This window comes from Mesorhizobium sp. P3_A10 (genome assembly GCF_056403175.1).
This window is the reverse complement of sequence record NZ_JBFUFZ010000007.1, coordinates 120,836-140,175: the sequence shown is the minus strand read 5'-3', so window position 1 is coordinate 140,175 and position 19,340 is coordinate 120,836. Positions and strand designations below refer to the sequence as shown.

The window sequence follows — 19,340 nt, the reverse complement described above, 5'->3', positions numbered from 1 at the left end:
GCATGACCGACGAGGCCGACAAGCCGGATGATGACGGGGAAGTCGCCGAACAGTGGGAGCTGGTCAACACGCCGCTCGGCGAAAAATGGTCGGGCCGCACCCGCTATGCCGCCGCCATGTTCTTCTACAAGCGCGGCGAGCTGAGCGCCGAGACGCTCGAGGTCTACCGCATCTGCGCCCGGCTGGATTCCACCGATCCACTGCCCATCATCCGCGATCGCGGCATCGGCCAGGATTGGCTGCAGCGCATGGGTTTCGAATAAGCACCGCGCGTTAGGGCGCCTGCACGCCGCGGCAGACAGCGGCGAGCTTATTGCCGTCTGGATCGCGCACATAAGCTGCATAGAAGTCCGGGCTGTAGTGCAATCGCAGGCCCGGGGCACCTTCGCAACTTCCTCCATTGGCGAGGGCCGCGGCATAAAAGTCGTCGACCTCTTTCCATGATCGCGCTCTGAACGCGACCATGCTGCCATTTCCTGTTGTCGCAGCCTGTTGGTCGAATGGCTTTCCGATCCAGAATGCCAGTTCGCGCACACCGCCGTCCTCGTAGGTGCCCCATCCAGCAGAAGTGCTGTCCCAGGCAGGATCGCCGGTGATGCAGCGTTCCATGCCCAGCGGCGCTAGCGCGGCATCATAGAACACTGTGGCTCGCTTCAGGTCATTTGTTCCGAAGTAGACATATGTGAGCATGGCGCACGATTGTCCAACAAAGGGCATGGACCGTTTGCGAAAGACGGCTGGTCCACTTCACCCTATGGTTCTTTCCAGCACGTTTAACCAGTTCCGGTAAGCGATCTTCTCGATCAATGCGCGGCCGAAGCCGCGCGCGGCCAGTGCATCGATCAGTTTCGGCAGGCCGGCGACATCGCCGATCGGCGCGGGGATCATGGCGCCGTCGAAATCGGAACCCAGGCCGACGCCGTCTTCGCCCAGCGCCTGCAGCAGCGAATCGACATGGCGCACCATGATGTCGAGGCTGGTGTCGGCATTCATCCGGCCGTCTTCGCGCAGGAAGCCGGTGGCGAAGTTCAGTCCGACCATGCCGCCGGACTCACGGATCGCGCCAAGCTGCCAATCGGTGAGGTTGCGCGAATGGGTGCAGAGCGCATGCACGTTGGAGTGGGTGGCGACCAGCGGCGCATCGCTGAGCGCGGCGACATCGCGAAAGCCTTTCTCGTTGAGATGCGAGAGATCGATCATGATCTTGAGCTGGTTGCAGGCCTTGACCAGCGCCTTGCCGGCATCGGTCAGGCCCGGGCCGGTGTCGGGCGACGAGGGAAAGCGGAACGGCACGCCATTGCCGAAGGCATTCGGACGGCTCCAGACGATGCCGAGCGAGCGCAGGCCGGCTTCATGCAGCACGTCGAGCATGGTGAGCTCGGGATCGATCGCCTCGACCCCTTCGATGTGGAACACCGCTGCGATTGAGCCTTTGGCCATCGCATTGCGCACGTCATCGGCGCTGCGGCAGACAGAGAGCGCTCCGGCCCGCTCCAGCCGAAACAGGATCGAGGCCATGGCGATGGTGGACGTCAGCGCGTCAGTGCGCGGCAGTTCGGGCGGCAACGGCTCATTGTCGCTGGGTGCTGGCGGCACCGAGGCGCGCTTGGATTTCTCGACCGGCGGCGGGAAAATGGCGAACATGCCGCCGGCAAAGCCGCCCTTTTTAGCGCGCGGCAGGTCGACATGGCCGCCCGGCGTCCCCTCGATGAACAGCTTTTCGACATCGGTGTCTTTCGACTGATAGAGCCTGAGCAACGTGTCGTTGTGGCCGTCGAAGACGGGGACGAGATCGAGTTCGGACATCAAGGAGCCATTCGGTTCAAGGGGAGACGGAGCGCCAGTCTGCAGGCGAACCGTCTACTTAGGCAAGATGGCCGGGCGGCGCAAATGCCAGAGAAGGTTATCTCCTTGTGGCTGTCCGCTCTCGACCATCTTGCCGCCCGCCAAGCGGGCGAATGAACCTACTGTTTCAGCACGTCGGCCCATTCAGGATGACGCCGAAACTGGGCGTTGGCGAACGGGCAGAGCGGGATGATCTTCTTTCCCACTGCCCGCGCATCCTCGACGGCTCGGGTGACGAGGCGAAGCCCCGCACCCTGGCCACGAAATGCATCCGGCACCTCGGTGTGATCGATGATGATGATGTGTTCGCCGATCTTGGTGAAGGTCATCTCCGCCTCGGCACCATCAGGACCGCGCAGGACATAGCGGCCCTTGGAGCCGCGATCCTCCAGTTCGATCTCAGGCAGTTGGTCCGGCATTGTTTGCTCCTTCAACCGGCACGGCAGCGAAGAACCGCCGCGCCGCTTCGATCTCGTTTGGCCGCACCTCGTGGCCGCCCTCATGCCATTCCACTGTGACATCGGCGCCATCGGCGCGCAAATACGCCTCGAGCCGCGACGTCAGGTTCGGCGGGCAGATCGGGTCGCGCTTGCCGGCGCTGACCAGGATGCGGCGGCCGGCGAGACTGCCCTTCACCTCAGGCTCGAACGGGATCAGCGGATGCATCAGCACCGCCGCATTGAACAGCGACGGTGCCGCGAACACCACCGACGCCAATATGTTGGCGCCGTTGGAATAACCGAGGCCAAGCACCGAGGACGGTTTCGCCGCCTCGATATGCGCCTTGACGAAGCCGGCCATCTTCTGCGTCGCCCGTGCAAGGTCGTCCATGTCGTAGACGCCCTCGCCGGTGCGGCGGAAGAAGCGCGCCGCACCTTGTTCGGAGACATCGCCGCGCGCCGAGATGATGGTGGCCTGGGGCGCGAGATCGCGCCCCAGCGACAGCAGCTGGTTCTCGTCGGCCCCCGTGCCGTGGAAGACGAACAGCAGCGGGCCGTCAGGCGAACCGGGCAGCACCTTGTGGATGTAAGCGTCCTTGCTCATGACCTCAGCCTTCCAGCTTCTGCAGATGTTCTTCGAGATAGGGCCTGAGGTGCTGGTGCTGCGACGGCAGCTTCAGCGCTTCGCCCAGATGAGCGGTATCCTCGTCGCGGTCGAAACCCGGCTCGTTGGTGGCGACCTCGAACAGCACGCCGCCCGGCGTGCGGAAATAGATCGCCCAGAAATAATCGCGGTCGATCACCGGCGTCACCTGGTAACCGGTATCCATCAGCGCTTTGCGCACTTCGAGCTGCTTCGCGCGATTCTCTACGGCAAAGGCAACATGGTGGACCGAACCGGCGCCGAGATTGGCGAAGCCTGCACCCGGCAGCGATTCGATGTCGACGACATCGGCGCCGTTGCCGTTCTTCACCGCCAGCCGGCTGACATTTCCTGACCTGTCGATCTCCTCATAGCCCATGAACTTCAGCAGCTCTTCGGTGGCGCCGCCATCTTTCAGCCGGAGCGACACCGAGTGAAAGCCACGGATCGCCTCATCCGTGGGAACGCCGCCCTTGGCCCATGGCGCCCTGGTGTCAGCCTTGTCTTCGGCCAGCGCGAAACCGTCGCCATCCGGACCGGCGAAGGCGAGACGCTTCTCACCGAATGTTTCGTCGCGCGAGAGCCCGCTGACTCCCTCATCGGCAAACCGCTTTTCCCAATAGCTGAGCGTGCCCTCAGGCACCGAATAGACCGTGCTACCGACTTCGCCGACGCCATGGCGGCCCTTGCCGATGTTTGGGAACGGAAAATAGGTCATCACCGACCCCGGCGTGCCGAGCTCGTCGGCATAGTAGAGATGGTAGACATCAGGCGCGTCGAAATTGACGGTCTTCTTGACCCGGCGCAGGCCGAGCTTTTTGGTGAAGAATTCATTGTTCTGGCGCGCATCCCTGGCCATCGAGGTGACGTGGTGCAGCCCTTTGATCTGGTCGAGCATTTTCCTGCTCCTTCCCTTGGTATCTGTGCGGCCCATGCCGCTGTCCACGCCAATATGAGGACCCGGCCGTCCGGATCAAAGGCAACAAACAGAGAATGGACTGTGCGCTAATGGTGAACAATGGCATTGCCTTTGTTCACACTTTGGCAAATCCGTCAGGCTTGCTTCATCGCGAAATTTCGGTTCCATGAGCGGCGCTCTTTTAGGCGCCGGATGGGGATGAGGATACCGCGATTGGCCGACAAAAACAGACGCCCGAATGTTCTCCTGATCTCTTGCGACCAGTGGCGCGGCGACTGCCTGTCGGCGGCCGGCCACGAGGTGGTGAAAACGCCGAACGCCGACGCGCTGGCCGCCGAGGGCGTGCTGTTTCGGCAGCATTTTGGCGGCGCCGCACCCTGCTCGCCGGCACGTGCCTGCCTCTACACCGGCCTCTACCAGATGAACAACCGTGTCTGCCGCAATGGCACGCCGCTCGATGCCCGCCACGGCAACATCGCGATTTCGGCGCGCAGCCTGGGTTACGATCCGACGCTGTTCGGCTACACCGACGTCTCGCTTGATCCGCGCACATTGGCGCCCGGCGACCCCAGGCTGAAAACCTATGAAGGCGTGCTGCCGGGGTTTGGCGTGCGCCAGCTTCTGCCCGAGCACCAGAAGCCCTGGTTGTCCTGGCTGGCACTGCGCGGCGTCGATGCCGGTGCCGGCTTTCCCGACATCCACCGCCCCGCGGGCGAGGCTTCGGGCAACAAGATCGACGATCCGGTCACCAATGCTCCCCCGATCTATTCGAAGGACGAAACCCCAGCGGCTTTCCTGACCGGCGAATTCGTCCGCTGGCTTGGCGAACAGCAGCGCGACACCCCATGGTTCGCGCATGTCTCTTTCCTCAGCCCGCATCCGCCCTTCATCGTGCCTGGGCCCTACAACACCCTATACGATCCGGCCGACGGTCCAGCCTTCCGCCGTGCCGCAAGCTGGCAGACCGAAGCCGGGAGCCACCCGTATCTCGCTTACGGCATGGGCCGGCAGCAGCGGGCGAATTTCCGTCCCGGCGCCGAGGGCATGGTGCGCGACTGGGGCGACGACAATTTCCGCCGCATCCGCGCGCTCTATTACGGCATGATCTCGGAGGTCGACGCGCAGCTTGGCCGCATCTGGCAAGCGGTCAAGGCGGCGGGCGCCTGGGACAACACCATCATCGTGCTGACCTCCGACCATGCCGAGATGATGGGCGACCATTTCATGCTCGGCAAGGGCGGCTTCTTCGACGGCAGCTTTCACATCCCGCTGATCATCCGTGACCCGCGTTGTGGCAAGGCGGCCGGTACGAGCATCGACCGCTTCACCGAGGCGGTCGACATCGCGCCGACGCTGCTCGACCTGCTCGGCGAGGCTCCGCCGCCACATCTCGACGGCCGTTCGCTGAAGCCATTCCTGGCGAACGAGACGCCTGAGGACTGGCGTGACGCCGCGCATTGGGAATTCGATTTCCGCTCGATTGCCGAGGGTGAAGCGGAGCGGCATTTCGGCATCGGCCCGCGCCAGTGCAACCTAGCCGTCATCCGCACGAAGGAGTTCAAATATGTGCATTTCGGCGGCGGCCTGCCGCCGCTGCTGTTCGACCTGAAAAAGGATCCGGGAGAGCTGGACAATGTCGCGACCGATCCGGCCTATGTCGCTGTGCGGCTGGAGTTCGCCGAACGGCTGCTCGCCTGGCGGGCCGAGCATCTCGACCAGTCGCTGGCGCTTGCCGAACTGACCGAAGCCGGCGTTGCCGGCCATGTCGCCGGCCTGCTGCTTTCCAGAACGCGATAGAGCTCGCACAGATTTCGCCTCGTCAGGCGGAACCTTTCTTCCGCCGCTTCGTTTCAGCCTTTGGCTGGGACTTTTGCCAGCTCAATGATTGCAGAGCATACGGAGTGGGGCATGCGATTTGCGGCGGTGCTGAACCGGGACGGCGGCACCTTGCGGACGACCGATCTTCCAGCCTTTTCCGACCGGATGCGCCAGACGCTGGAGGTGGCTGGCCACTTCATCGATATCGACATCGTCGCCGGCAAAGACGTTGAGGCAGCGCTCGCAAAGACTGCCGCACGGCGCGGCATTGACATCGTGCTGGCGGGCGGCGGCGACGGCACCATTTCGACCGCGGCAGCCCGGCTGATGAACGGCAAGAAGGCCTTGGCGATATTGCCGGCGGGCACCATGAACCTGTTTGCCCGCGGGCTTGGCATCCCGCAAACCCTCGACGCGGCGCTGAAATCATTCGCCGACGGCGAGGTCATCGCCGTCGACATCGCAAGTGCCAATGGCAGGCCTTTTGTGCATCAATTCTCGATCGGCATGCATGCCAGGATGGTGCAGCTGCGCCAGAACATGGAATTCGGATCGCGGCTGGGAAAGATCCGCGCCTCGGCAAAAGCCGCCTGGTCGACGATCAACAACCCACCGGCGATGAAGGTGACCCTGACCGTCGGCAAAGCCGAGATCGTGACGCGCATCACCGGCATCGGCGTCACCAACAATTTGTTTGGCGAGGGCCACTTGCCCTACGCCGACAACCCGGCGGGCGGCGTGCTTGGCATCTACGTCACGGTGGCTAGGCAGCGCCGCGAACTGGCCAAGTTCTTGTTCGACGTGGCGCGCGGCAAATGGCGCGACAACGAGCATGTCGAGATCCACCAGGCCGAGCGGGCGGTCCTGAAAATCCATTCGTCAGCCAAGAAATTCCGCGCCGTCATCGATGGCGAACTGGTCAGACTTGACCGCGAGACGACGATCGAAATTCATCCCGGCGTGCTGAACGTGCTGGTACCGCGGCGCGCCACTCAGGCCAAGGCTGCCTGATGTCCAAGGCCATCAAGCCGCAAACCCTGGCTGTTGGGCGTCTGCCCCTGGTTGGCGGGCGTGTTTGTGTCGATCATCTCGCCATAGATTTCGGCGATGCCCCAGGCGATGAAAACCAGGAGCAGCGCGGCAATCAGGATGCGCAAGCCATGTCGCCCCCAGCCTCCCTGGCGGGCTTTGTTTTCAGGAATGATCTTGACCAAGGCCGGCCTCCATATCGTCTGGCGCCGACAGGCGTGTCTGGCAAGGCATGGTCGGGTAACGATTCTCCGCTACAAAAGTTCCGGATGCTGAGGCCAACGGCCAACCGGCGGCGCGGCACGGACAGACCGCAGGCAAGTCATTGGGGGCTTGGTGGATAGCAAGGTACAGAAGGCGCCGGGTCTACCGGTCCATGTCCACCGCGCGGTAAACGCTGCGGACCGGCTTGCCGTGCTGCACAGCCTCGATGCGCTCGACACCGCGGCCGATCCCGACTTCGATCGCATCAGCCGTCTGGCCGCCGCTGTGATGCAAATGCCGATCGCGCTGGTCACGCTGCTCGATGTCGAGCGGCAATGGTTCAAGGCCTGCTACGGACTGGACGAGACGGAGACGGCAACCAACATCTCGTTCTGCGCCCACGCGATCGCCGCCGGCGACGAGCCGATGGTGGTGCCGGATGCCACAATCGATCCGCGTTTTTCAAACAATCCGCTGGTCACCGGCGAGCATCATGTCCGTTTCTATGCCGGCGCGCCGATGGTGGTGGCCGGCGCGCGGATCGGTACGCTCTGCGTGCTCGACCGAAAGCCGCACGCACATCCTTCCGCCGCCAAGCTCGACCAGCTCAAGAACCTGGCCGCGCTTGCCGCCAGCCTGTTCACCTTGAAGGACGCCACCCGCAACGGGGCGCTGGCCGAGGCAGCACTGGTGCGCGAGGAAAAGCGCCGCGCCATCGCGCTCGATGCCGCCTCGCTTGCCAGCTGGGCATGGGACATCCGCACCGACATGATCGAATGCGACGTGCTGTTGTCGGAACTGTTCAACCTGCCGCGCTCGAACCGGCTGAAGGCACGCGACATTCTTGGCGCCATCGATCCGCGCGATGTCTACCAGACCGAGACGCGCTTTCGCGACGCCCTGACCGGCAGTGACGACTATTTCGGTGAATACCGTGTGAAAGGCTTCAATCCACCGCGCTGGATCGCCACCCGCGGCCGTGTCATCGAGCGCGACGGCGACGGCAAGCCGACGCTGATCTTCGGCGTCAACTACGACATCACTGAGCGCAAGCTCGGCGACGAGCGGCAAAGGCTGTTGCTGCGCGAACTGAACCACCGCGTCAAGAACACGCTGGCGACCGTGCAGGCGCTGGCGACGCAGACCGTCCGTCATGCCCGCCAGCCGAGCGAATTCCTCGAGGCGTTCGGCGCAAGGCTGCAGGCCCTGGGTGCCGCCCACAATCTGTTGTCGGATCGCGAATGGCGCGGCATCGGCATTGCCGAACTGGTGCAGATCGAGGTGAAACCGTTCGACAGCGCGTCGCAGCCGCGCATGACGATCTCCGGCGCCGACCTGCTGCTTTCACCCGACCAGGCAGTTGGGCTCGGTCTGATCCTGCACGAACTGGCCAGCAACGCGCTGCAATACGGGTCGCTGTCGGTGGCTTCGGGAAAAGTTCAGCTCGACTGGAAGACACAGGGCAAGAAAGGCGCACAGCGCCTGATATTGACCTGGCGCGAAAGCGGCGGCCCGCCGGTCTCCGTGCCCGAGCGCCACGGCTTCGGCTCGATCCTGATCCGCCGCAGCCTGGCCAAGGTCATCTCAAGCGAAGTGACCCACGAATTCCGCCCCGAAGGCGTGTTCGCCGAAATATCGATGCCGCTCGAAGATTTGTCGAAGTGACGCGCTAACTATCTTCTCCGCCATCCGGATCGTCAGGGCCGGGCTTTACGTTCTCACGATAGATGGCGTAGGCGGCGAGCGCCACCGCCGGGCCAAGTATGACACCCAGACCGCCTTTGCCTTTGAGCAGCGTCGGCAGCACGGCGAGAGCCGCTGCGATGCCGATCGCCTTCATATCGGCATTGCGCCGTCTGGCGCGGCGCCGTGCGCGCGAACCGGCCGATATCTGGTGGATGAGCAGGATGAGCCCGGCGATCACCAGGAAGCCGGCTCCAAAGCCGAGGCAGGCGGCCAGCGAGCCATAGCGGTCGGCAGCCCAGATATAGGCGGCCCCGAGCAGGAAGCCGAGACCGCAGAGCGCCATAAGCGCTGCGAACCCATAGACAATTGCCGCCGTGCGCGCGCGGCGCATGGCGGCAACGGTTTCGCCCGAGGCGAAAGCCGAGATCAACGATGCCAGCATTCCCATCTGGACAGGAACTAGCGCCGCGCCAGCAGCGCGAAGAGAAAGCCGACGCCGGCAGCGATCGCCAGCGACGTCACCGGCTTCTCGCGCACGCTCGCCAGCATCTGCGCTTCGATGTCCTTGGCGCTGCCGCGCAGATTGTCGAAGGCTGCCTCGCCCTGGGCGCGCAATTGCTCGACACCTTCGGTGGCGGCGCGCCGGGCGGTGCCATAGCCATGTTCGCCGGTCTTGGCCAACTGCTTGGTGAGTTTTTCGATATCGGCCTTCAATTGCTTGATGTCGGCTTCGAGGTCCGAATTCGACCGGCTGTCACCAGCGCCTTTTCCTGCGGCAGTTGCCATTGCTTAACTCCTTGCGTTTGCTTGGTTTCAAACGCTCGATACAGGCCAAGGTTCCGAAATCGGAACAAGCGCCATCAAAAGATGTTTCTCGAGATGAGTCCAGCCCGCTGCCGGGGCACGGTCTTGTCCCTCATCAGATCAGCGGCCGGCGTCCCTCGCTCAATCCCTCCCATCGCGCGAGGCGCTGAAGTCCCTCATTGTCGACCACCTCGCAACCACCGTCGCGCCAGACGATCAATTTGCGGTCCATCAGCTTGCGGATCGTCTTGTTGGTATGGACCAGCGACAGGCCGAGCGTATCGGCGACATGTTGCTGGGTGATTGGGATTTGAACCGGTGCCTTGCCGTTGAGGCCGACCACCTTGGCCCGGCTGCCGATGAAAGCGATAAGATAGGCCGCGCGCTCGATCGCGCTGCGGCGACCGATGCTGAGCAGGTTCTCGTCCAGCATTCGCTCTTCCCGCGAGGCGATCCAGGTGATGTCGTAGGCCAGGCCCGGATGGTTGCGGTAGAGGTCGTGCAGATATTCGCGTTCGAAGACGCACAGCAGCATCGGTGACAGCGCCTCGACCGAATGCTGCATCTCTCCCATCACACTGCCTTGCAGGCCGATGAGATCGCCGGGCATGAGATAGTTGAGGATCTGGCGCCGGCCGTCAGGCAGCAATTTGTAGCGGAAAGCCCAGCCCGACAGCACCGTGTAGAGATGGGCGCTGTGGCTGCCCTCGACCAGCACCGTGGCGCCCTTGTCGACGGCAAGCTCGCCTTTCTTGAACGTGCTGATGAAGGCGAGTTCCTGTTTTTCGAACTCGCGGAAAACCGCCAGCGGCCGCAGCGGGCATTTCTCGCACGGATACTGGCGGCTGGAGAAGGAACGACCGTTCTGGCCAGACATTTCGACCCCTCTTCGAAAGCCTCCTTGAGGCAGGCTGAATGCAAACGCCTTGCGGGGATCGGAGTTCCGGCATCAGGCATGTCTTTTTTAAATGACAGGCTGCCAAATAACGATCATGAATCGGTTTGTTTCAAGGAGACATTGCGAAGTGCCCCCATTGCTCAACGGATTGCGGATACTGGTCCTGGAGGACGAGTTCCTGATCGCCATGGATGTCGAACAGCTTTGCCGCGATTATGGCGCCGGCGAGGTGGTCATTGCTCGCGATCTGACCGAAATCGATCAGCACAAGGTTGCAACGCAGTTCGACGCTGCCATCGTCGACCTCATGCTGGGCGGGGCGTCAACGGTCGATTTCGCCTCGCGGCTGCGCCAATCGGGCGTGCCCTTCATCTTCGCCTCGGGCTACTCGGATGCCGACGAGATCAAGGCGGCCTTTCCGGACATCAAACTGGTCACCAAGCCCTATTCGGGAGACGATCTCGTCGAGGCGGTGGCCGCGGCCTGCGGACGACGGTCTGCGGCGTAATCCTGCTGCTCGCAGACCGTTCAAGCCGTCACGCCCTAAGCGGCGTTTGACCCCGTAACCTGCGCCGAAATTGCATCCGGACCATACTCGTCCTCGCCGGATATCTTCAGGATTTCCTGCAACCGCGTACGGGCACGACTGACCCGGCTCTTGATCGTTCCGACCGCACAGCCGCAGATTTCGGCGGCTTCCTCATAGGAGAAGCCCGATGCGCCGATGAGGATGATGGCTTCGCGCTGATCCTCGGGCAATTGCTCGAGCGCGCCGCGAAAATCCTTGAGGTCGAGCTGGCCATGCTGGGCCGGATGAACGGCAAGCCTGGCCGTCATGATGCCGTCGCTGTCCTGCACCTCGCGGCCGCGCTTGCGCATCTGCGAATAGAACTCATTGCGCAGGATGGTGAACAGCCACGCCTTGAGGTTGGTGCCCGGCTGGAAGCTTTCATGTTTGTCCCAGGCCTTGACCAGCGTTTCCTGCACCAGGTCGTCGGCCTTGTCCGCGTTCTGTGTCAACGACACGGCAAAGGCGCGCAGGCTCGGGATCGAGCCGAGCAGATCGGTCTTGAAGCCCTGAGAGACAGCCGCCATGTCTCAGTCCTTCTTCTGTGCGGGTTCAGCCTGTTCCAACTGGCTGAGCAGCTGGGCGAAGCGATCCGGCACATTGTCGGAGACGAGCTCGTCATAATATTGTTTGAGTTTGCGGCCGATTTCCGAATTCGGCCCGAGCGGGTCACCGGAAGCAGCCCGGCGCCTGTCTGCGGCGCCAGCCGTTGTATCTTTCGTCATGTCCTTCATTTCGCCCTTTGTTTCCAGCACCCGAGCCGCTCTTTTTGATTACATACGCAAGGCAAGCGGCACCCTCGTCTGGTTGCCCATCCCGACCCTGAAACGCCGCCCCGTTATATTAGTTCCACAAGCATCGGAACTTTTTGCGAAAAACCGCGTTTGTGCCTTCGGGGCTTGCAATCAGCTTGACCTGCGACCTGTGCAATCACGTCATCTGAGGGAGACGTCTACCATGAGCCTATCTGCAACCATCGCCCCGCACCTGCCGTTCCTGCGCCGCTTCTCGCGCGCCGTTTCCGGATCGCAGGAAAGCGGCGACGCATTGGTCGCCGCGATGCTCGAGGCCATCATCGCCGATGTCGATATCTTTCCCGACGCATCGAACGACCGCATCGCGCTTTACAAGATTTTCGCCAAGCTCTTCACCTCGGTCGCCATCCGCGTTCCGCAGGAGCAGGCACAATCGGCGTGGGAACAGCGCGCCGCGGCCAATTTGAATGCGATCGCGCCGCTCCCCCGCCAGGCCTTCCTGCTGGTCGCCGTCGAGGGCTTCAGCGAAGACGAGGCGGCGGAAATTCTCGATGTCGGCGACCGGGAATTCTCCGAACTCCTCGCGCAGGCCAGCAACGAGATTTCCCGCCAGGTGGCAACCGATGTGCTGATCATCGAAGACGAGCCGCTGATTGCCATGGACATTGAGGAGATGGTCGAGAGCCTCGGCCACCGTGTTGTTGGAACAGCGCGCACCCATGCCGAGGCGGTGATGATGTTCGGCAAGACGCGGCCAAGGATGGTGCTGGCCGACATCCAGCTTGCCGACGGCAGCTCGGGCATTGATGCGGTCAACGAGATCCTGGCGTCGACATCGGTGCCGGTGATCTTCATCACCGCTTTTCCCGAGCGCCTGTTGACCGGCGAGCGGCCGGAACCGGCCTTCCTGGTCACCAAGCCGTTCAATCCGGACATGGTCAAGGCGCTGATCAGCCAGGCCCTGTTCTTCGACCGGCAAGCGAAAGCCGCAGCATAAAACTGGCGCGGCTGCCACGCCTTCCCGCATGTTGCCTGCCAAGAGACGCTCACCCGACGCAATCGCCGGGTGAGCCGTCAGGCGTACCCAACTCATCGCGCCGCAGACGCCTCTTTCCAGCAGCCGTCTTTTTCGGCAAATGGTGGAACAAACGGCAACCAACCACGTTTTTCTCATACCATTTGATGGAGATGGATCATGCTTTACTGGGCGCTCGTATTTCTCGTTGTCGCGATCATAGCCGGCGCGCTTGGTTTCGGCGGCATCGCCGGCACCTCGGCCGGTATCGCGCAGATATTGTTCTTCATCTTTCTCGCCTTCCTGGTCATTTCGCTTCTCGCCGGCCTGTTCAAACGGGCGTCGTAAGGCGCGACCGGACACTGGAAGCCGCACCCCTCAAACGGTTTCCAGCCACCGCCGGACGGTGTCCCTCAAAAGACGCCGCCCGGCGGACCTTTTTGGGTCGCGGACAGCCTGGCTTCGAGCATGGCGCACGCCGACAGGGAACCCATTGCGCAATCAACCGTTCAGACCTTAGCTGGACAGGTGATTGATGCGGGTCGGAGACCGAAGCGACAGTGGGCAGAGTGATGAGATCATCGCTTTGCATCCCGCCGAAAGCGGCATGCAGCTTGGCCGGGCTCTTCTCCACGCATTGCACAATGCCGGCATTTCGGTTCTCTATCAGGATCGCGAAATGAAGACGGTATGGGCGCGCAACATGCGCGCGCCATGGGCCGCCGATTCCGCCGACAGCAACGGCATATTGCCGCCGGCACAGGCCGAGCGCATCGGCACTGCCAAACGCAACGTCATCGCATCCGGCAATCCGGAACGGCTTGAGCTCAGCCTTCCCGCCGACGATGGCGTCCGCTGGTTTCAGGTATGGATCGATGCCGATCATGGCGACGGCGGTGACGTGCAGGGCGTCGTCACCACCATGGTTGAAACGACCGAGCAGAAACGCCGCGAGCAAACGCTGAAGACGCTGCTGCGCGAGGTCAGCCATCGTTCGAAAAACCTGTTGGCCATCATTCAGAGCATCGCCAGCCAGACCGGCCGCTACTCCGAGACATCAGGCGATTTCCTGACGCGCTTTCGCGGCCGGCTGCAGTCGCTGGCTTCATCCCAGGATCTGGTAACGTCGTCCAACTGGCGCGGTGCCGCCCTTCGCGAACTCGTCTCCGGCCAGGTTGGCCGCTACGGCGCCGATCCGGCCCGCAGCCTGCGTTTCCGGGGCGAAAACCCCTATCTCAACCCCAACGCCGCCTTGCATATCGGTCTGGCGATGCATGAACTCGCCGTCAATTCGGTCAGTTACGGCGCCCTGTCGCGACCGGACGGCTTCGTCGAGGTGACGGCCAGCCTGACGGCCGCTTCCGCTGACAGACCGGCCTTGTCGCTGACCTGGGCCGAAGCCATCGGCGCCAACGACAATCGACGCAACGAAAAGCGCTTTGGCAGCGTTGCGCTCGAGCGCGTCGTGCCGACATCGCTGAACGGCACCGCGACGCTTGAAATTAGTGGCGGCCGTCTCGAATACCGGCTGGTCGTTCCGCATGGCAATTTCGAGACCGAGTGAGCACAGCCAACGGCACCGCCGTCGTCCCTTAACCGACTGTTCACCATAAAGTCCGATGCTGTGCTTCCCAGGTACCGCTGAAACTTACCGATGCCTTGAACGCTTCGGCTACGGCTTGCAGCGCAGTATGGGAGGAATGATGTTGACGGTTGCCGATATGAACAGGCTGGAGCAGGCCGCCCGTGTCTCGATGAGTGGGTTTCAGGATCTTGACCCATCGGCCGCGCCCTCGACCCATGTTTCCCATACGGCGCTTCGCCTCGCCATTATCGCACTGGTCGCGGTCGTCGTGCTGGTCACGGCACTCCAGATCACCTGACCCCCAGTTGACCTGACCCCAAGCCCGCCCCCTTCCAATTATTCATGCACTTGGCTGCGCGCGCAGGAACTTTGACCGGTGTGGGCCGTTGCTATGGCGAGAGGATTGTCGCCATGGAACACATTGCCGCCTTGCTGCTTGTCATCGGCTGTTCGAACACCATGACCGAATGCCGCGAACTGCCCGTGCCGGTCAGCGTCTTCGAGACGGCTGACCAATGCACCGCCGAGCGGCCCTTCGCCCTGGGCGATGTCCAGGGTCAAGCCCAGCACGTCGTCGCCAAATGTCTTGCCGTCGATCCGGCGCTGGAAGACGACTACGATCAAATTGTCTGGAACGTGCGTCCGGACGGAACGCTCGACGCTTCGTTGGAGATTTCCAACCTTATGGTTGCATCGAACGGCGTGCGCCCCGAAAAAGACTCTGTTCGCCAACAATAAATTCGAGCGGGCAAAGGCCGTTATTTCATGCTAAATGGCGGCTGGAGCTTACTAAAGTGAGGACACAAGTGAGGAGAGACTCTATGCGGAAGATGATTATTGCCATGGTTGCCGTGGTCGCGGTCAGCGGTTGCAGCACGACCGAGCGGGATGTCGGCGTCGGCGCCGGTGTCGGCGCTGTGGCCGGCGGCCTGATTGGCGGCACCAAGGGCGCGCTCATCGGCGCGGCCGTCGGTGCCGGTTCCGGCCTGCTGGTCCGCAACCTGCGCAATGGTTACTGCCAGTATCGCGACAACCGCGGCCATCTCTACACGGCTCGCTGCTGATCCGCTTCCAAGCGCTTCAAGCAATCAAGGCGGAGACCGGCTGGTCCGGTCTCCGTTTGCTTGCGTGCTTCAATCCGGCAGCGGAATCCTGATTTCGACTTTCAATCCGTCAGCACGAAAATCGCGCGTGATTGTGCCCCGCAATTCGCGCGTGACATTGAGATCGATTAGTTTTGTGCCAAAGCCGGTCTCAACAGGCGCTTCCAGCTTCTTTTGCCCGGCCTCGCGCCAGTTGAGCGCCAGTGTCCTGTCGCGTCCGCGCCCTTCGACCGACCAGTCGACCTTGAGCGCACCAACCGAATTGCCGGCCTCGCCGTATTTCAGCGCGTTCGTTGCCAGTTCATGAAAAGTCAGGCCAAGCGCCTGTGTCGTCGTCTCGTCGAGCAGGACCTGCGGCCCCGACAAGACGCCCTGCGGAAGCTCCTTGCCGAACACCTGGCCAAGTTCGATGCGCAGCAGGTCGCCAAGATCGGCCTTCTGCCAGCGCGAGCGCGTCAGCATGTCCTGGGACGCCGCCATCGCCTGCAGCCGGGCCGAAAAGGATGCCGAGAATTCGTTGACGTCGGTGGCGCGCGACGCCGTCTGACGTGCGATCGCCAGCACCCGCGTGATCGAGTTCTTGATGCGATGCTTCATCTCCTGCAGCATCAGGTCCTTCTCGAGCAAGCTCTTCTCGGTCGTTTCGTGCAGAGCCGACTTGGCGTCATAGGCCCGCTCCTGATAGCGCGCCACCAGCGCAATGGCGCCTGCCAGCAGCAGGCCGAACAGGCCGAGCATCACCGGAATGGCACGCGAGGAAGGCTGCGAGAAGGCGCTTGTCGGCCTGAACAGGACGGTCCATGGCCGGCCGGCCACGGTGATCTGGCGCGTCACCAGCAGCCTGTCGCCTAGGGTTGCGACCGGCGGCGTTTCCGATCGGAACAAAAGGCTGCCGGCCTCCGGCTTGCCATCATAGATTTCGGTATTGACCGGCAGCAGCGGCGTGCGGCTAAGCGCGGTCTGGAACAGATCGCCGGCGCGGAAGGCCGCATAGAGGAAGCCGGACGTCGACGATCTCGATGCATTGATGACCTCGGGCGCGGTTTCGACATTGAGCCGGACAAAGACCAGGAAGCCGGGAAAGGTCTGCGCAGCGCCCGTGCCCTGGCCGAGCTGAATGAGCCCGCTCGCGTGCTGTTGGTCGTCGGCCATCGCCTTTTCGATCGCCGCCCGGCGCACCGGTTCGGTGAACATGTCATAGCCGATGCTGCCCTGGTTGGACGGGTCCAGCGGCTCGAACATGAAGATGGGCGTGCGCCACGGCTGCGTCGTATCAGGATAGACCGCGTGGGCGACGCCATGATCGCGCAGAATATCGCGCTCCACCGCCGCCTCGTCACCCGCCTTCGCCAGTCTGAGAAAACCGATGCCGCGCAGGCCGGCGAAATTGTTGTCGACGTCGAGTGCGTTGAAGAACGCCTTGAACTCTGCTTGCGAAATGTCGCCATTGCGGGCGTCGAACAGCGCCTGGGTTGAGCGCAGCAGCGACAGATGCAGATCGATGCGGCTCTCGATGCGGTTCAGCGCATCGTCCGCCGTCGCCTCGAATTTGATCCGCGCCGCCTCCTGCGTGGCGAAATAGGCAAACCCCGCCATCGTCAGGCTGATCAGCGCGACGGCGATAAAGGCGACGATCGGGAAAAACTTCTTCAACGGATGCTGCGGCCCATGAACGGTTCGGGATCTTTATGGGCAAGTCACCCCGCCAACACAATGGCGGTGCCAAACCATCGCGACGGCTGGCCTATCACATGCATGCGCTTAGCCGGCGTGCCAGACCATGATCCCGAAAAGTGGGACCCGGTTTTCGGAAAAGATCATGGTCAAACCAACCAATAGCCTCAGGCGGCGATCTTCAGCGCGCCTGGCCCGGGGATGGCCCCGGGTGGGCATTTGCCCAGGATGATCATGCCGAGCACCTCGTCCTGGGTAACGTCGGTGGTGCGCGCCGTGCCGACGACCTGGCCGTTCTTCATCACGCAGACCCGGTCGGCGAGTTCGAACACGTCATGGATGTCGTGGCTGATGAGGAAGATGCCGATGCCGTCGGCCTTGAGTTGCTTGACCAGTTCGCCGACCTGCGCCGTTTCCTGCGGTCCGAGTGCCGCGGTCGGTTCGTCCATGATCAGGATGCGGGCGTTGAACAGGATGGCGCGCGCGATCGCCACCGACTGACGCTGGCCGCCCGACAGCTTGACCACCGGCTCCTTGAAGCGCTGGAAGCGCGGATTGAGCCGGCCCATCACCTTGCGCGCCTCAGCCTCCATGGCGACGTCATCAAGCGTGCCCCAGCCGGTCATCAGCTCACGGCCGAGGAACAAATTGGCGGCGGCGTCGACATTGTCGGCCAGCGCCAGCGTCTGGTAGATCGTCTCGATGCCGTATTTCTTGGCGTCGCGTGGGTTGGAGATCGCAGCCTCCTGGCCATTGACGAAGATCTGGCCCGCGTCGCGCTTGTAGGCACCGGACAGGATCTTGATCAGCGTCGACTTGCCGGCGCCGTTATGGCCGAGCAGCGCCACGACCTCGCCCGGGAAAAGATCGATGGACGCATCGTCGACGGCGCGGATGCCGCCGAAGGCGATCGAGATGTTGCGCATGTCGATCAGCGCGGTGTCCGTAGGAGCGGTTTTGTCAGCCATGATCGTTCCTCCCTAGACGCGCTTGCGATAAACGGTGTCGAGCCAGACGGCGATGACCAGCACCGCGCCGACGACGATGCTCTGCAGCGGCGAGTCGATGCCGAGCAACACCATGCCGGATTGCAGCGACTGCATTAAAAGCGCGCCGAGCATGGCGCCCAGCACCGTTCCGGCGCCGCCGGCCAGCGACGTGCCGCCGATGACGGCGGCGGCGATGACCAGCAGCTCGTCCAGCGTGCCCAGGGCATTGGTCGACGCGTTGAGGCGGGCCGACGAGATCGCCGCGCTGATGGCCGCCAGCACGCCCATGATCATGAACACCTTCATGGTCACCCAGCGCGTGTTGATGCCGGCAAGTTCGGCTGCCTCCGGATTGCCGCCGATGGCGAAGACATAGCGGCCGAAACGGGTGCGCTTGGTGATGAAGGTCATGATGATGCCGACAGTCACCGCCATCAGCACCGGTATGGCTATGCCATGCGCGATGAACAGCCCGCCTTCGGGAAGGGTGATGCCGTTCTGCTGCGCATACTGGCGCACGATGCCGATCGGCCACGGATAGGAATTGGCGATCCAGACGGCGCCGAGGATGGCCGCGCAAGCGACCACGCCAAGCAAGGTCTCAGCCCAGACGGGGCGCAGCGGAAAGGCGAACCGCTTGCGCTGCGACCGGCCGTTGAGCAGCGCGAAGGCGACAGCAGCACAGGCGACGACGCCGACGATCCAGCTGGCGGTGGCGCCGATCGAGCCGCGTGGTCCGCCGCCCATCAGCTGGAAGGTGGCGTCGAGCGGCGCGACCGTGCGCCCGCTGGTGATCAGCCATGCCATGCCGCGCCAGACCAGCAGGCCGCCCAGCGTCACGATGAAAGCCGGAACCTCCATATAGGCGATGATGAAGCCCTGGAACGCGCCGATCAGCAGACCAAGCACCACGCCGGCAACCAGCGCGATGATCCAGAGCCAGGGATTTCCAAGCTGGAAGCCGATGACGCGAATAAGGAACTCGGCCTGCGCCACGCCCATGATCATGCCGATCACGCCTTCGACGGAGCCGACCGAAAGGTCGATGTTGCGCATGACGATGACCAGCACCATGCCGGTCGCCATGATCGCGACCGAGGAGGTCTGCACCGACAGGTTCCACAGATTGCGCGGCGTCAGGAAAAGCCCGCCCGACAGGATGTGTATGCCGACCCAGATGACCAGCAGCGCACCGACCATGCCGAGCATGCGCGTGTCGAGTTCGGTAGCCTTGAGAAACCGCCCGATCGCGCTGAGTTCGGATGCACGTGCGCGGTCCGCTGCAGTGCTGGCGACCGGCTGATTAGAGGTCGTGTCGGTCATGCTATCCTCCCACCGGTTTGCCGTCTGGCGCGGATGCCGGAA

The 19,340-nt window shown here is 62.9% G+C and carries 25 protein-coding genes; 11 read left to right on the top strand and 14 right to left on the bottom strand.

All coding sequences use genetic code 11. From position 1 onward, the window contains the following. The first annotated feature begins 2 nt into the window (after positions 1 to 2). The gene (locus tag AC1DXU_RS24475; RefSeq protein WP_477318010.1) at positions 3 to 263 is read left to right on the top strand and encodes a hypothetical protein; all 261 of its coding nucleotides are present in this window, start codon (positions 3 to 5) and stop codon (positions 261 to 263) included. Between the two features lie 10 nt (positions 264 to 273). Here AC1DXU_RS24475 and AC1DXU_RS24470 read toward each other — a convergent pair whose 3' ends face one another. From AC1DXU_RS24470 to AC1DXU_RS24450, 5 genes are all read right to left on the bottom strand, one after another. Continuing rightward, on the bottom strand, positions 274 to 690 hold the full coding sequence (locus AC1DXU_RS24470; protein WP_477318008.1) for a VOC family protein: 417 nt from the start codon (positions 688 to 690) through the stop codon (positions 274 to 276). 57 nt (positions 691 to 747) lie between these two features. Next, complete coding sequence (locus AC1DXU_RS24465; protein ID WP_477373109.1) at positions 748 to 1,806, bottom strand: dipeptidase; 1,059 nt, start codon at positions 1,804 to 1,806, stop codon at positions 748 to 750. A 158-nt stretch (positions 1,807 to 1,964) separates the two neighbouring features. After that, positions 1,965 to 2,264 carry a GNAT family N-acetyltransferase gene (locus AC1DXU_RS24460; protein WP_477318004.1) on the bottom strand — a complete coding sequence of 100 codons (300 nt, stop codon included), beginning with the start codon at positions 2,262 to 2,264 and terminating at the stop codon, positions 1,965 to 1,967. Next, entirely contained in the window at positions 2,245 to 2,889 is a 645-nt protein-coding gene (locus AC1DXU_RS24455) for an alpha/beta hydrolase (RefSeq protein ID WP_477373107.1), read from the bottom strand. Before AC1DXU_RS24455 ends, AC1DXU_RS24460 begins: the two co-directional genes overlap by 20 nt. Before the next feature lie 4 nt (positions 2,890 to 2,893). After that, positions 2,894 to 3,826, bottom strand: coding sequence for a VOC family protein (locus AC1DXU_RS24450; protein WP_477373105.1), 933 nt, complete (start codon positions 3,824 to 3,826; stop codon positions 2,894 to 2,896). 234 nt (positions 3,827 to 4,060) lie between these two features. Between AC1DXU_RS24450 and AC1DXU_RS24445 the strand changes: the two genes are divergently transcribed. Continuing rightward, on the top strand, positions 4,061 to 5,644 hold the full coding sequence (locus AC1DXU_RS24445) for an alkaline phosphatase family protein (RefSeq protein ID WP_477373103.1): 1,584 nt from the start codon (positions 4,061 to 4,063) through the stop codon (positions 5,642 to 5,644). Positions 5,645 to 5,755: 111 nt separating this feature from the next. Continuing rightward, positions 5,756 to 6,676, top strand: a complete 921-nt coding sequence (locus AC1DXU_RS24440; RefSeq protein ID WP_477373101.1) for a diacylglycerol/lipid kinase family protein — start codon at positions 5,756 to 5,758, stop codon at positions 6,674 to 6,676. Here AC1DXU_RS24440 and AC1DXU_RS24435 read toward each other — a convergent pair. After that, the gene (locus AC1DXU_RS24435) at positions 6,658 to 6,879 is read right to left on the bottom strand and encodes a hypothetical protein (protein WP_477373100.1); all 222 of its coding nucleotides are present in this window, start codon (positions 6,877 to 6,879) and stop codon (positions 6,658 to 6,660) included. The two genes, AC1DXU_RS24440 and AC1DXU_RS24435, sit on opposite strands and share 19 nt — an antisense overlap. A gap of 151 nt (positions 6,880 to 7,030) precedes the next feature. Here AC1DXU_RS24435 and AC1DXU_RS24430 point away from each other — a divergent pair, with 151 nt between their 5' ends. Further along, the gene (locus tag AC1DXU_RS24430) at positions 7,031 to 8,563 is read left to right on the top strand and encodes a sensor histidine kinase (RefSeq protein ID WP_477373098.1); all 1,533 of its coding nucleotides are present in this window, start codon (positions 7,031 to 7,033) and stop codon (positions 8,561 to 8,563) included. A gap of 4 nt (positions 8,564 to 8,567) precedes the next feature. Here AC1DXU_RS24430 and AC1DXU_RS24425 read toward each other — a convergent pair whose 3' ends face one another. The 3 genes from AC1DXU_RS24425 to AC1DXU_RS24415 form a co-directional block, all read right to left on the bottom strand. Beyond that, the gene (locus AC1DXU_RS24425; RefSeq protein ID WP_477373096.1) at positions 8,568 to 9,032 is read right to left on the bottom strand and encodes a hypothetical protein; all 465 of its coding nucleotides are present in this window, start codon (positions 9,030 to 9,032) and stop codon (positions 8,568 to 8,570) included. 11 nt (positions 9,033 to 9,043) lie between these two features. Continuing rightward, positions 9,044 to 9,370: an ElaB/YgaM/YqjD family protein gene (locus AC1DXU_RS24420; RefSeq protein ID WP_477373094.1), complete on the bottom strand. Its 327-nt coding sequence runs from the start codon at positions 9,368 to 9,370 to the stop codon at positions 9,044 to 9,046. A 133-nt stretch (positions 9,371 to 9,503) separates the two neighbouring features. Then, positions 9,504 to 10,265, bottom strand: a complete 762-nt coding sequence (locus AC1DXU_RS24415) for a Crp/Fnr family transcriptional regulator (protein ID WP_477373092.1) — start codon at positions 10,263 to 10,265, stop codon at positions 9,504 to 9,506. Positions 10,266 to 10,473: 208 nt separating this feature from the next. Between AC1DXU_RS24415 and AC1DXU_RS24410 the strand changes: the two genes are divergently transcribed. After that, on the top strand, positions 10,474 to 10,794 hold the full coding sequence (locus AC1DXU_RS24410) for a response regulator (RefSeq protein WP_477373496.1): 321 nt from the start codon (positions 10,474 to 10,476) through the stop codon (positions 10,792 to 10,794). Between the two features lie 35 nt (positions 10,795 to 10,829). Here AC1DXU_RS24410 and AC1DXU_RS24405 read toward each other — a convergent pair whose 3' ends face one another. Beyond that, positions 10,830 to 11,381 carry a sigma-70 family RNA polymerase sigma factor gene (locus tag AC1DXU_RS24405; RefSeq protein WP_258607097.1) on the bottom strand — a complete coding sequence of 184 codons (552 nt, stop codon included), beginning with the start codon at positions 11,379 to 11,381 and terminating at the stop codon, positions 10,830 to 10,832. A 3-nt stretch (positions 11,382 to 11,384) separates the two neighbouring features. After that, the gene (locus tag AC1DXU_RS24400) at positions 11,385 to 11,588 is read right to left on the bottom strand and encodes a NepR family anti-sigma factor (RefSeq protein WP_477373494.1); all 204 of its coding nucleotides are present in this window, start codon (positions 11,586 to 11,588) and stop codon (positions 11,385 to 11,387) included. A 223-nt stretch (positions 11,589 to 11,811) separates the two neighbouring features. Here AC1DXU_RS24400 and AC1DXU_RS24395 point away from each other — a divergent pair, with 223 nt between their 5' ends. The 6 genes from AC1DXU_RS24395 (at position 11,812) to AC1DXU_RS24370 (ending at position 15,273) form a co-directional block, all read left to right on the top strand. After that, the gene (locus AC1DXU_RS24395; RefSeq protein WP_477373090.1) at positions 11,812 to 12,606 is read left to right on the top strand and encodes a response regulator; all 795 of its coding nucleotides are present in this window, start codon (positions 11,812 to 11,814) and stop codon (positions 12,604 to 12,606) included. A 198-nt stretch (positions 12,607 to 12,804) separates the two neighbouring features. After that, positions 12,805 to 12,972: a DUF1328 domain-containing protein gene (locus AC1DXU_RS24390; protein WP_013529282.1), complete on the top strand. Its 168-nt coding sequence runs from the start codon at positions 12,805 to 12,807 to the stop codon at positions 12,970 to 12,972. 187 nt (positions 12,973 to 13,159) lie between these two features. After that, positions 13,160 to 14,188, top strand: a complete 1,029-nt coding sequence (locus AC1DXU_RS24385) for a sensor histidine kinase (protein ID WP_477373088.1) — start codon at positions 13,160 to 13,162, stop codon at positions 14,186 to 14,188. A gap of 139 nt (positions 14,189 to 14,327) precedes the next feature. Then, the gene (locus AC1DXU_RS24380) at positions 14,328 to 14,507 is read left to right on the top strand and encodes a hypothetical protein (protein ID WP_477373086.1); all 180 of its coding nucleotides are present in this window, start codon (positions 14,328 to 14,330) and stop codon (positions 14,505 to 14,507) included. A 113-nt stretch (positions 14,508 to 14,620) separates the two neighbouring features. Then, positions 14,621 to 14,947 (top strand): hypothetical protein, encoded by a 327-nt coding sequence (locus AC1DXU_RS24375; protein WP_477373084.1) that lies wholly within the window; start codon positions 14,621 to 14,623, stop codon positions 14,945 to 14,947. An 83-nt stretch (positions 14,948 to 15,030) separates the two neighbouring features. Beyond that, a complete protein-coding gene (locus tag AC1DXU_RS24370) occupies positions 15,031 to 15,273 on the top strand; it encodes a YMGG-like glycine zipper-containing protein (RefSeq protein WP_477317976.1) in 243 nt (80 codons plus the stop codon). Between the two features lie 69 nt (positions 15,274 to 15,342). On the opposite strand, the gene AC1DXU_RS24365 is transcribed toward AC1DXU_RS24370, so the two are convergent. From AC1DXU_RS24365 to AC1DXU_RS24355, 3 genes are all read right to left on the bottom strand, one after another. After that, complete coding sequence (locus AC1DXU_RS24365) at positions 15,343 to 16,965, bottom strand: CHASE domain-containing protein (RefSeq protein ID WP_477373082.1); 1,623 nt, start codon at positions 16,963 to 16,965, stop codon at positions 15,343 to 15,345. A 188-nt stretch (positions 16,966 to 17,153) separates the two neighbouring features. Continuing rightward, on the bottom strand, positions 17,154 to 17,954 hold the full coding sequence (locus tag AC1DXU_RS24360; protein ID WP_477317972.1) for an ATP-binding cassette domain-containing protein: 801 nt from the start codon (positions 17,952 to 17,954) through the stop codon (positions 17,154 to 17,156). A 12-nt stretch (positions 17,955 to 17,966) separates the two neighbouring features. Further along, positions 17,967 to 19,298 carry a sugar ABC transporter permease gene (locus tag AC1DXU_RS24355; RefSeq protein ID WP_477373080.1) on the bottom strand — a complete coding sequence of 444 codons (1,332 nt, stop codon included), beginning with the start codon at positions 19,296 to 19,298 and terminating at the stop codon, positions 17,967 to 17,969. Positions 19,299 to 19,340: the final 42 nt, after the last annotated feature.